The following is a 10,953-nucleotide window of genomic DNA, read 5'->3' on the forward strand; positions in this document are numbered from 1 at the left end:
CGGCATCACGTCGCCTTCGTTCGCGACATGAGCCCCCGCCGACCGGATAGGCATGAATCGATATTCTTGCTAGTGTCCGCGGGTAATGATTCATGGCGCCCGTTGCCGCGAGCCCGAATGAAGCCTATCGATTGCCTGATCGAAGCCCGCTGGATCGTCCCGGTCGAGCCCGCCGGCGTTTTCGAGGAGCATGCGCTCGCCGTTCATGACGGGCGCATCGAAGCATTGCTGCCGGTGCAGGAAGCGCGGCGGCAATTCGCTCCTGCACGCCAGGTGCACCTGGACGGGCACGTCCTGATCCCCGGCCTGGTGAATCTGCACACCCACGCGGCCATGACGTTGCTTCGCGGCATCGCGGACGACATCGCGCTCATGCAATGGCTGCAGCAGCACATCTGGCCGGTGGAGATGCGCGAAGCTTCGCCGTCCTTCGTCTACGACGGGACATTGCTCGCCTGCGCGGAGATGCTGCGCGGCGGCGTGACCCTTTTCAACGACATGTATTTCTTTCCCGAAGCCGCGGCGCGGGCCGCTATCGCAGCCGGCATGCGCGCGGCGATCGGGATGATCGTGGTCGATTTTCCCTCGCCCTATGCTTCCGACCCGACCGACTATCTCAGCAAGGGCCTCGCCCTGCGCGATTCATTGCGTGCTCAACCGCTGCTCTCCTTCTGCTTCGCGCCGCACGCGCCGTATTCGGTGGGCGACAAGGCGCTCGTCCAGGTAGCCACGTACGCCAACGAGCTGGACCTCCCGATCCACATGCACGTGCACGAGAGCGCCGACGAGATCGCGCAAGGCAGCGCGCGCGACGGCCGCCGACCGCTCGAGCGCCTGCGCAGCCTCGGGCTGGTCGGCCCGAACCTGGTCGCGGTGCATGCCGTGCATCTGTCGACGGAGGAAGTAGCGCTTCTCGCCTCCCACGGTTGTCATGTCGCGCACTGTCCCTCGTCGAATCTGAAGCTCGCGAGCGGCATGGCGCCGGTGGCGCAGCTCGTTGCTGCCGGTGTCAACGTGGGCCTCGGCACCGACGGCGCGGCGAGCAACAACCGCCTGGACCTGTTCGCCGAAATGCGCCAGGCGGCGCTGCTCGCCAAGGCGGTGGCGAACGATCCGACCGCATTGCCGGCGCACGAGGTCTTGAAGATGGCGACACTGAACGGCGCACGGGCGCTGGGGCTGGATGGCGTGGTCGGCTCCCTCGCACCCGGAAAGGCGGCGGACATCGTTGCAGTCGACTTCGGGGCGCCCGAGTTGACGCCGTGCTACGATCCCGTGTCCCACCTCGTGTACGCGGCCGGCAGGCACAACGTGAGCCACGTCTGGGTGGGCGGCGAGCCCGCGCTCGAGAGCGGCGAGCTGACCCGGCCGGAACTGCGCGCCGCCCATCACCTCGCTACCCCCTGGCAGGCACGCATTGCACCGCACGCGCGCGGGACGGCGCGCCGAACCTGATGTCGCCGACCTCGATGCCATTGCCGCCCAGCCCCGACCCGTCATGACCGTCAACGTCGATCCGGCCGAGATCGCCAAGTTCAGCGAGCTCGCGCACCGCTGGTGGGATCCGGGCAGCGAGTTTCGCCCGCTGCACGATATCAATCCGCTGCGTCTGGACTACATCGATCGCAAGGCGAACCTCGCCAATAAGGAAGTGCTGGACATCGGCTGCGGCGGTGGGATCCTCACCGAGGCGATGGCCGAGCGCGGTGCGCGCGTGAGCGGAATCGACCTGTCCGAGCGGGCGCTGAAGGTCGCCCAGCTGCACTTGTACGAAAGCGGGCGCAGCGTCGACTATCGCTTGATCTCGGCCGAAGCTTGCGCGCAGGAGCAACCGGCCCGGTTCGATATCGTGACCTGCATGGAGCTGCTCGAGCACGTTCCCGATCCGCAAAGCACGGTGAGCGCGTGCGCCACGCTGCTGCGTCCGGGCGGGTCGGCTTTCTTCTCGACCATCGCGCGCAATCCGAAGGCCTATCTGTACGCGATCCTGGGCGCCGAATATCTGCTCAGGCTTCTTCCGCGTGGCACGCACGACTACGCCAAGTTCATCCGGCCCTCGGAGCTCGCCGCGATGTGCCGCCACGCCGGGCTGGAAGTGATCGACCTGATCGGCATGACCTACAACCCGGTGACGCGCCGCTACGCCCTGGAACCGGATACCAGCGTCAACTACATCATGTACTGTCGTAACGAACAGACATCCCAGTGAATGCCTCCGACCCGGCTCGAACGCAGGCCATCCTGTTCGATCTCGACGGCACCTTTGCCGACACCGCGCCTGATCTCGGCCACGCCCTGAACACGCTGCTGCGCGCGCGCGACAAGCCGCCTTTGCCGCTGGAGCAGGTTCGCAAGGTGGCCTCGAGCGGTGCCAGAGGAATGCTCGGCGTGGGTTTCGGGATCGCGCCCGGAGATCCGGGCTACGAAAGCCTCGCCGCCGAGTTCCTGTCACTATACGAACGCGATCTTTGCCGCGAAACGCGGCCGTTCCCCGGGATCGAAGCGCTCCTCGAAGCGATCGAGTCACGGGGGCTGCGCTGGGGCATCGTGACCAACAAGGCCGAACGCTTCACGCTTCCGCTGCTGCGGCTTCTGGGATTGCTGGAGCGGGCAGCCTGCGTCGTCAGCGGCGACTCCACACCCCACCGCAAGCCGCACCCGGGCCCGCTGCTCGCTGCGGCCGGTATCGCGCGTGTCGAGCCGGCTACGTGCATCTACCTCGGGGATGATGAGCGCGACATGATCGCCGGCCGGGCCGCCGGCATGCGCGTCGCGGTCGCCGAATACGGCTACCTCGGACTGGGCAACCCGCCCGAGCTGTGGCCGGCGGACCTGAGGCTGCGCCACCCGCTCGAGCTGCTCGCAGCCATTTCGTAATGGTACGTAAGGTTGCATTTTGAGCCGCCCGCTTCCACCCGGCATGTAAAACCGGCACCCCGGTTTGACGCCCGGCTCGATCGCCGACGAGAATAGCTTCCTCATCCAACGACCAATTGCTCACCGGAGGAGAGTCTTCATGCTTCTGCGCTCGATGGCAGTGGCGGTCGCCGTCGCGTTTGCCCTGGCGCCTGCCTATGCACAGCAGAATGGCAAGAGCAAGGACAAGGTTAAGAGCAAGCGTGTTGTCCAGGGGCCGAAGCAACGCCACCAATGCAAGGTCGGCCCCTACGAGAAGCAGACCCGGCTGGTGATGGAAACGGTGAAGAACAAGCCGGTCTACATCGCCTACTGGAGCAGCAGCGGTCCCTTCCATTGCTCCTTCGAATCCTGGCCGGGCGACGGGCGTGCGCAATGGGTGGATTCCAAGGCAGGCACGGTGATCAATCTCATCAAGGGCACCATGCGTATCGAGCGCAATGGTGACAAGTACTACATCCATGCCAACGAAGTCGACCGCATGCCCTACTGCGGCACGTTCGGTCTGATCACCGGCGTGATGACCGTGCCGACCAAGAAGGGTCGTCCTTGCGACTGGCAGGATATGAGCGAGGACGATGGCAACGTGCTGAAGCAGAAGGAGACACCGGCTGACGCGGAACCGGCCCCAGCGCTGCAGGATGCGGCACCCGCGGAGACCGGTCCCTCGGCGGGGTCCGACGCTGCGGGGCCGATCGGCTTGGCCGATCCCGGTTGAAAGCGCCGCATCCTGTCCCCATCTGCGATAATGACTTGGGCGCTCTAGAGCGCCCAAACGAACACCGGGGGCGACCTGGTTTCGACGTGGGTCACGAAGCAGTGCAGTGCATACCGAGGACCAGTCACCTCGTAAATCCATCTGGAAACGCTATAAACGCCAACGACGAGCGTTACGCTCTAGCCGCCTAACACCGGCTAGACGCTGCACTAGTCTGCTGATGGGCTAGGCCGGGTAAGCGAGGCGCAAGCCAAGCTTGTTTCACTCGGTGCAGCGTCATTTACATCAGCCCCTCTGCCCGGTTTGGTCGCTTGACCGGGTGGATCCGTCGAAGCGACTGGCCAAGCGTCAGCCCGCCGGCCGGCGGGCGCGAGGCGAGACCCCAAACGGCCAGGCTAAGTATGTAGACCTGCCTGTGGAGGGCTTACGGACGCGAGTTCGATTCTCGCCGCCTCCACCACTATGCCCTATGAAAGCCCCCTAACGGGGGCTTTTTCTCGCCTGTTTCACTCTACGCCATAGTGCGCAAACATCCTTGATTGTCCGCCTGCATCCGCGTAGAATGGTGGTAACCGACGGGGTAATGGGGTCTGCGAACTCCAATTACCCCATATCCCGCCCATGACTGGGAACGCGTTACCACCATTTCGGAGGGAAAATGGCGCGTCACCTGCTTTCCGACGCGAAGGTCCGAAAAGCGCCACCCACGGCCAAGAAGCACCGCCTCGCCGATGGCGACGGTCTCTACCTCTACGTCGCCCCGAGCGGCATCAAATCCTGGCAACTACGCTATCGCCTGAATGGCAAGCCGCAGACCGCCACGATCGGCAAATACCCGGTGGTTTCCTTGGCCGAAGCCCGCGAGGCGGCCGACAAGCTCCGCAAGCTCGTAGCCGAGGGCAAGCACCTGACCGCGCACAAGCGCGTCGAGAAGATGCGTAAGGCAACCGCCACGGCGAACACCTTCGAGGCGGTTTCAGATGCCTGGGTGCACCGGGAAGCCCGCCGCCGGCGCTGGACCGAGGACTACCGCGGCGAGGTTGAGGCGAGCATCCGCAATCACCTGGGCGCGATATTCCCGCTGCCATTAGGGGAACTCACTGCGCCGCTGTTGGCGCCGATCCTCGACAAGATCGAGGACACTTCGCCACACATGCTTCCCAAGGTGAAGCAACGCCTGCATGGAATCTTGAACGACGCGGTAGTGCGCGGGTTGATCCCGGGCAACCCCTTGCCTGCCCCGTCACGGGGCGATGCGCCGCGACTTGAGAAGCGAAGCTACCCCGCCATTACCGCGCTACCGGGCGTTGGCGAGATCCTGCGCGCGGCTCGCGCGGCCGATCCCGCCAAGGGTGTGCAACGTGCGCATCAGATCCTCGTCTACACGGCGCAGCGGATATCCGAAGTCGTTGGCGCGACGTGGGCAGAAATCGACTTTGCGGCAGAGATCTGGCGAATCCCACGAGAGCGGATGAAGATGCACAAGAAAGCCGACCGCGGCGACCACGAAATACCGCTGCCCGCTGGTTTGCTGGCCGCGCTGCGCGAGTGGAAGCATGTTGACGCCGGAACCTCGGAGTACGTCTGCCCCGCCCCGCGCGATCCGGCGAGGCATATCACCCGCGAAGCCGTGGAAAAATTCTACCGCCGCACGCTCAACCTGGCGAATCAGCATTCCCCACACTCTTGGCGGTCCGTACTCAGCACCACATGTCGCAATCACGGCAAGGCCGACGACTTGATCGAGACGCAGTTGGATCATGTTGTTGGAAATGCATCGGCGGCTCCCTACGATCACGCAAAGCGCGTCGAGCTACGGCGAGAGCTTCTGCAATGGTATGAGTCGCAACTCCTCGCCGCGCGCGATGGCGCCGACATAGTGGCATTCAAGAGAGCGTAGCGGGCATCATCACAACGCCGCGTCTAGGCTGATCACCGAAAAGCCGGTATCCCCTTAGCCGGCCCGACGCGGCGCCCACCGTCACCCAAGGGGGGCGTAGAGGGGACGCATTGATGTCCAGCCGCAAGTCGCCACGTGCCCCCGGTGAGCCGTCAGAGAAGCAGTGGTTGGAGTGGCAGTTCGAGTACTTCGGCGAAATAGACCTGGTCATCGATTTGGCGCGCTCGGGCGTGCTCGGTGGTAGCAGCCATGCTATCGTCATCGATCAGGCCAAGCTGGGACATGGCATCTACCTAGACCACGTCGAGCCGGCTATCGCATGGCTCATGGAGAAGGGGCGGACCCGCAAGGACGCGACGGCATACTACGTCAAGCGCATACTGCATTGCCGCTTGCGGGCTGGATCGGAATCGCAAGCGTTAAACGCGATTGCCGAAGCCATGATGAAGCAAGCCTACACCGCCGCGGCGCTTGCAGCCCTATCCCGAACTTACGCGAACTTCGCTGCGGCCGGCCATGCGTTGTATCAAATGGTCGAATTGGGAGGTGCGTCTATCGATAGCACGCGTGCGAGGACGCTCGAAAAGAAACAGCGGGTAGCTGGGGCAACGGAGGAAAGCAAGAGACAGCGAGCAGCCAAGAGCGCGGCGCTGCGCGAGGAAGTGACTCGGGCGGCGCAGAAGCTACTGCAACAAGGAGTACCGGAGCACGCAATAAACAAGACGCTGTCAAAAATATTCGCACGCAGCGATCTCTGGAAACGCACGGCCGGACCCACTCCTCAATACATCGGGAAGCTCCGCCGCAAACAATTTTGAAACTCAGCGACGGTGAGTTTCACTTCGCGAACCTCACCGTCCGGTCAGGTTCATTTCTGATCTTCCATTTCGATTCGCGTTTTAGCAAGCTTTCCGCGTTCGTCCGTGGAGATCAGAGATGCGAACGCGATCGAAGCGCAAGGCTACTCGTAACAAGCCGGCGCGCGGCCCGAAAGTTAAGACGCCAATTGCCCCGGAATTCAAGTGTGGTTGGCCGCTCTTCGAGTACCTGGGTATCGTAGGCTTCGGCAAATCCCTCTACTACGAGTTGCCCGAACCGTTGCGTCCGGAATCAATCCTGATCGGCCGCAAGCGCGTTGTGATTGAGCCGCCACCTGTCTATCTGCGTAGGCTTGCTGATGCGCAGAAGGCGGCATGACTCCCGAGCAAATCGCTGACGCGCTCGGCGGTGCACGGCGCGACGGCGCCGGGTATGTCGCGATATGCCCCTGCCATGACGACAAGCGCCCGAGCTTAGCGCTGCACGAGGCCGACGATGGGCGGTTGCTCTGGCACTGCCGGGCCGGGTGCCCGCAGGACGCGATACGCGATGCATTGACGGCCCGCGGTCTCCTCACCGGCCGAGCGCGTGACATCGCACCGCGCCGCGCTCGTAGCGCGTCCACGGCCCCGAGAGCGCCAATCTCGCCGGTTCCCGAGGGCGAGCCCGACATGCGCGATGCTCGCTTGGGTGAACCGTCCTATACGTGGTGTTATCGCGATGCCGATGGCCGGCCGTCGTATCGCATCGCCCGGTACGACACGCCGCAGGGAAAGCAGATCCGGCCGTGGACATGGGATGGATCACGTTGGCAGCAACGCGCCTATCCCGCGCCGCGGCCGCTCTACGGGCTCGATCGGCTCGCGCGGATGCCCGATGCACCCGTGCTGGTCTGCGAGGGTGAGAAATGCGCAGATGCCGCGCATGTGGCGCTCGGCGCTCAATACATCTGCATGGCGTGGGCGGGCGGCGCCGCGGCGGTCCGTAGATCCGACTGGAGTCCGTTACGAGGCCGGCGCGTGCTCGTTTGGCCGGATCGAGACGATGCCGGCCGGCGAGCCGCCGAGGATATCCGGCGCGTGCTGCCGCAGGCCGAGGTGCTCGAGGTACCCGGCGACGATGGATGGGACGTGGCCGACCTACTCGATGCCGAGGGAGCCGAGGCGGCGCGGCGATTCGTTGCCGAGTGCCTGAGGATACCTGCTGCGAGCGACGCAGAGCGCGCACAACGCAAGGACGAGCCGCCGACCTACCTCGACGACGTTCCGCCGCCCGAGGGCGCTACGCAGGCGCCTGCGGGCTCTGCAGCGGGCGCACCCAAGACCCGCAACATCGTCGACCTATCCCTATGGGCCGATCGCGACCCGCCGGCCTTCCCGTGGATCATCCCGCATTGGCTGTCGTGGCACCCGACGCTGCTCGCCGCGCTGGGCGGCATGGGCAAGACGCTGCTGCTGCTCGAAATGGCCGTGGCGCTGGCCGCTGGCCGCGCGTTCCTTGGGCCGGCGCGCGAGCGTACGCGCGTCCTGCTCTGGCTCTGCGAGGATGATGACATCGAGATATGGCGCCGGCTCTCGCGTATCTGTCGTCACATGAAGCTCAGCATACGCGACCTACCCGGCTGGCTCACGATAGACGCCCGCCGCGGACTGGAAAACACGCTGTACACGACCGAGTACGGGCGCCCGATGTGGACGCCGCTGATCGAAGAATTGCGCCTGGAAGTGAACGACTACCGGGCCGACGTGCTCGTGCTCGACAACATCGCGCAGGTATTCGGCGCGAATCCGAACGCGCCGCACGACACGACTGCGTTCGTCAACGGCATCGATGGGCTCGTGCGCGATCGGCCATTCTGCCCGTTATTGACTGGGCACACTTCCCGCGCGCAAGGCAGCGAGTACTCCGGTTCAGCCGCCTGGGAAAATGCGGTGCGCATGCGCTGGTATCTCGGCGACCGGTTGCCGGACGAGCCCATCAAGGAGGGGGAGGAACCCGATGGCAACGTCCGTTTTTTGTGCAAGAGAAAAGCGAACTACTCCGCCAAGGACTACGTGCGTTTCACCTTCGACAAGGGCGTGCTGGTGCCCGAGCAGATCGAGGAAGGCGAAATCGGCGTTATGGCCGCGCTGCGCGCCAGAAAGGCGCAGGGCGTCGTCCTGGATGGGCTGCGCAAGCTGTCGCGGCTCGGGTTGACATGTAGCCATGCACCCGGCGGGAACTACCTCCCGAAGATGCTCATGGAGCACGAGCTGCACGAGGGATTGACCCGGCGAGAGCTGCAGCAGGCAATGGCCGCGCTGCTCAAGGCCGAGCGCATCAAACGCGCGGAGCTCGGCGCCTACGACGGCAGCCGACACCCGCGGTACGGGCTCGTCGAGGTACCGACATGAGCGCCACGATGCTGCGCAAAACCCGCGCAAAACCCTGCGCAAAACCCGCGCAAAACCGCGGTACACACACTCTCTCTCCCTTTAGGGGGAGAGTGTGGGACGCAGTGTTGCGCACGCAAACGGGAGCTGCCCCGCGATGACCGACCTTGACAGCGTGCTCGCCGGCGACGGCTTTGCCCGGCTCTGCCGCGAGACTGCCGAGCGGCACCGGATCGACGCGGAGGGCTTGCCGTGCGACGGCCGACCGCCGTGCGGGCCGCCGACCGTGGCCGAGGTGGCCGCAGTCGTACGCTGGATGCTGCTCGGCCGCGAGGCGCCTCGCGGGCGGATCCTCAGCAGCTACGGCGCAAAGCACGTCGCCGAGGATTGGAACGCGGCGCTCGGGTTTCTCGACTACGTCCCGAACGGCGCCGCGATCGTCGCGGCCGCGCTGCTCGACCAGAACTGGAAACCCGAACGCGGCCCGAACTGCAAGTGGCGTCGCCTTCGAGATCCGGAGAGCGCGTTCATGTGGCTGCGCCACCAGATCGTCGGGTCTTGCACCTAGCAACCGCGCCGGCCGGGTGCCGGCATTCAAGGAGGGCAACGCATGAAGCACCTCAAAGGGGCCGCCATGCCTCACCGCGGCCAGCCCGATCCCGAGCGCGTCCGTGCCGCGCGGATAGAGCGGATCGCCGGCCTTGTCGCCGCAAAAATGAGCGCATACATCGATCGCGAGCGCAGACGCGAGGAAAAGCGGCGAAAGCAATCTGAGCAAGCCGAGCGCGCCGGCGGTGAAATGATCGAGCGCGCACGGAGACGATGAGCCGCCAGACCGATCCCGATCCGCGCGAGGTCGACGCGTGGGTATTGCGATTCATCGCAATGCTCGACGACTCCGACGCCCCCGGACACCAGCACATCGGGGGCGTATGGGCGGGCGAGATCGCCGCAGCGTACATCCTGGGAAAGCACCCGAACACGCTGCGCAACTGGCGCTTGACGGGCGAAGGTCCGCGGTACTACCGCTTGCCCGAAATCCGGTACGACCTTCGCGATATGGCGGCATGGGTTATCACTCGCGGATGTCGCTTCGACCTACAAATCGCGCCAATTCGCGACAAACAGATTGCGCCAAACGGTGTTAGCGTTCCTGTCGTCTCGGGAGCCACGGATGTCAACGCAAGCCTCACCGTTCGGACGCAAGAAACTCCGCGAATTGGCCGCCATCGCCGACGCCCTCGCCGGCGAGCTTGACACGAGCAACGCGCATGTCGACGGGCAGCAACGGCTACGCGGCGAGCTTGCGCGCAAGCTCCCTCACCTCGAAGCGCAACTCGAAGCGCTCAATCGCTATGCCGAGCCCGGCACGGCGAACGATCCCGCCAACGAGCCAAGCATCGCCCGCGAGTTAGCCGAGACGCGCCAGACGCTCGCCGAGATTGAAGGCGAGATAGAGCGCGCGACGAAAGCGCAGCAGCAACCCCGGGCGGACCGGCGCGCAATCCTCGCCATGATCGACAAGCTCGTCGAAGCGCTTGGCACCGATGGCGCCCGGCTACGCGAACAGATGCGCGGACTCGCACCATGACTGCCATCCTTCGCGCCGGCGATCCACGCATGAAACCGCTCGATCGCCATCGGCCGACGATCGCCAAGCTAACGTCCGAGATCGCCGCGACGCGCGACGCACCTTGGCCGCAAGCAGAGCGCGATCGACTACTCCGCGCGCAACTGCAAGCCACGCTTGATCGATCGGTCGGCACGCGTGAACGGTTCGCGAAAGTCATCGATCCCGTTAACCGTGATGCAGCGTGGCCGGATCTGACGTGGCCGACGCTTATCGATGCTATGGGCATAGATGCTTTGCACGCTTCCATCATGCGGCGGATAGGTGCGCTCGGTTTACCCGACGGACCCGCCGACCGAGCGTGCCGAGCGCATCAAACGACTGGAAGCCGATCGGTTCCGGGCAGAGGTTGAAGAAGAATTGATGATCTGTCGGATCGAATCTGAATGTCATTCGCATGTATTGCGCCGTGTCGATGCCGATCCGCTTGCGATCCTGGCCGCGTGGGAGAAGGCGGCGTGATGCGCGCGAAGAATAACCTGCGGGTTATTGTCGCGGGTCCTTCCCGATGCGTTCCTTCGTCCGCGGGTAATTTGGACCCCGGAGAAATCGACTTTTTGTACCGCGTAAGGGCGCGCCGCGGAGTCATGACATGCCG

At 64.6% G+C, this 10,953-nt stretch carries 13 protein-coding genes and 1 other RNA gene; all 14 read left to right on the forward strand.

The window, feature by feature from the left end:
* Positions 1 to 117: 117 nt before the first annotated feature.
* The 14 genes from GEV05_28245 (at position 118) to GEV05_28310 (ending at position 10,817) form a co-directional block, all read left to right on the forward strand.
* Positions 118 to 1,455 (forward strand): TRZ/ATZ family hydrolase, encoded by a 1,338-nt coding sequence (locus GEV05_28245; protein ID MPZ47183.1) that lies wholly within the window; start codon positions 118 to 120, stop codon positions 1,453 to 1,455.
* A gap of 43 nt (positions 1,456 to 1,498) precedes the next feature.
* Positions 1,499 to 2,209 (forward strand): bifunctional 2-polyprenyl-6-hydroxyphenol methylase/3-demethylubiquinol 3-O-methyltransferase UbiG, encoded by a 711-nt coding sequence (gene ubiG, locus GEV05_28250; protein MPZ47184.1) that lies wholly within the window; start codon positions 1,499 to 1,501, stop codon positions 2,207 to 2,209.
* Positions 2,206 to 2,877, forward strand: coding sequence for an HAD-IA family hydrolase (locus GEV05_28255; GenBank protein ID MPZ47185.1), 672 nt, complete (start codon positions 2,206 to 2,208; stop codon positions 2,875 to 2,877). The genes ubiG and GEV05_28255 overlap by 4 nt, the downstream gene beginning before the upstream one ends.
* Before the next feature lie 139 nt (positions 2,878 to 3,016).
* Complete coding sequence (locus GEV05_28260) at positions 3,017 to 3,634, forward strand: hypothetical protein (GenBank protein MPZ47186.1); 618 nt, start codon at positions 3,017 to 3,019, stop codon at positions 3,632 to 3,634.
* A 66-nt stretch (positions 3,635 to 3,700) separates the two neighbouring features.
* Positions 3,701 to 4,094, forward strand: a transfer-messenger RNA (tmRNA) gene (gene ssrA, locus GEV05_28265).
* Between the two features lie 198 nt (positions 4,095 to 4,292).
* Positions 4,293 to 5,534: a DUF4102 domain-containing protein gene (locus GEV05_28270; GenBank protein ID MPZ47187.1), complete on the forward strand. Its 1,242-nt coding sequence runs from the start codon at positions 4,293 to 4,295 to the stop codon at positions 5,532 to 5,534.
* A gap of 113 nt (positions 5,535 to 5,647) precedes the next feature.
* Entirely contained in the window at positions 5,648 to 6,352 is a 705-nt protein-coding gene (locus GEV05_28275) for a hypothetical protein (protein ID MPZ47188.1), read from the forward strand.
* A 118-nt stretch (positions 6,353 to 6,470) separates the two neighbouring features.
* Complete coding sequence (locus tag GEV05_28280) at positions 6,471 to 6,731, forward strand: hypothetical protein (GenBank protein MPZ47189.1); 261 nt, start codon at positions 6,471 to 6,473, stop codon at positions 6,729 to 6,731.
* 293 nt (positions 6,732 to 7,024) lie between these two features.
* Entirely contained in the window at positions 7,025 to 8,746 is a 1,722-nt protein-coding gene (locus GEV05_28285; protein ID MPZ47190.1) for an AAA family ATPase, read from the forward strand.
* A gap of 136 nt (positions 8,747 to 8,882) precedes the next feature.
* A complete protein-coding gene (locus GEV05_28290) occupies positions 8,883 to 9,293 on the forward strand; it encodes a hypothetical protein (protein ID MPZ47191.1) in 411 nt (136 codons plus the stop codon).
* A 42-nt stretch (positions 9,294 to 9,335) separates the two neighbouring features.
* Positions 9,336 to 9,551 (forward strand): hypothetical protein, encoded by a 216-nt coding sequence (locus GEV05_28295; protein ID MPZ47192.1) that lies wholly within the window; start codon positions 9,336 to 9,338, stop codon positions 9,549 to 9,551.
* Positions 9,548 to 9,982, forward strand: a complete 435-nt coding sequence (locus GEV05_28300) for a hypothetical protein (protein MPZ47193.1) — start codon at positions 9,548 to 9,550, stop codon at positions 9,980 to 9,982. The genes GEV05_28295 and GEV05_28300 overlap by 4 nt, the downstream gene beginning before the upstream one ends.
* Positions 9,945 to 10,316, forward strand: coding sequence for a hypothetical protein (locus tag GEV05_28305; GenBank protein ID MPZ47194.1), 372 nt, complete (start codon positions 9,945 to 9,947; stop codon positions 10,314 to 10,316). Before GEV05_28300 ends, GEV05_28305 begins: the two co-directional genes overlap by 38 nt.
* Positions 10,317 to 10,619: 303 nt before the next feature.
* The gene (locus tag GEV05_28310) at positions 10,620 to 10,817 is read left to right on the forward strand and encodes a hypothetical protein (GenBank protein MPZ47195.1); all 198 of its coding nucleotides are present in this window, start codon (positions 10,620 to 10,622) and stop codon (positions 10,815 to 10,817) included.
* Positions 10,818 to 10,953 lie beyond the last annotated feature (136 nt).

Source organism: Betaproteobacteria bacterium, assembly GCA_009377585.1.
In the GTDB taxonomy this organism is placed as follows: Bacteria; Pseudomonadota; Gammaproteobacteria; order Burkholderiales; family WYBJ01; genus WYBJ01.

Bases quoted from the DNA above. Each gene is read 5' to 3' on its own strand.
- GEV05_28275 (MPZ47188.1), top strand. From the start codon at position 5,648: ATGTCCAGCCGCAAGTCGCCACGTGCCCCCGGTGAGCCGTCAGAGAAG.
- GEV05_28270 (MPZ47187.1), top strand. From the start codon at position 4,293: ATGGCGCGTCACCTGCTTTCCGACGCGAAGGTCCGAAAAGCGCCACCC.
- GEV05_28245 (MPZ47183.1), top strand. From the start codon at position 118: ATGAAGCCTATCGATTGCCTGATCGAAGCCCGCTGGATCGTCCCGGTC.
- GEV05_28285 (MPZ47190.1), top strand. From the start codon at position 7,025: ATGCGCGATGCTCGCTTGGGTGAACCGTCCTATACGTGGTGTTATCGC.
- ubiG (MPZ47184.1), top strand. From the start codon at position 1,499: ATGACCGTCAACGTCGATCCGGCCGAGATCGCCAAGTTCAGCGAGCTC.
- GEV05_28290 (MPZ47191.1), top strand. From the start codon at position 8,883: ATGACCGACCTTGACAGCGTGCTCGCCGGCGACGGCTTTGCCCGGCTC.
- GEV05_28260 (MPZ47186.1), top strand. From the start codon at position 3,017: ATGCTTCTGCGCTCGATGGCAGTGGCGGTCGCCGTCGCGTTTGCCCTG.
- GEV05_28295 (MPZ47192.1), top strand. From the start codon at position 9,336: ATGAAGCACCTCAAAGGGGCCGCCATGCCTCACCGCGGCCAGCCCGAT.
- GEV05_28300 (MPZ47193.1), top strand. From the start codon at position 9,548: ATGAGCCGCCAGACCGATCCCGATCCGCGCGAGGTCGACGCGTGGGTA.
- GEV05_28280 (MPZ47189.1), top strand. From the start codon at position 6,471: ATGCGAACGCGATCGAAGCGCAAGGCTACTCGTAACAAGCCGGCGCGC.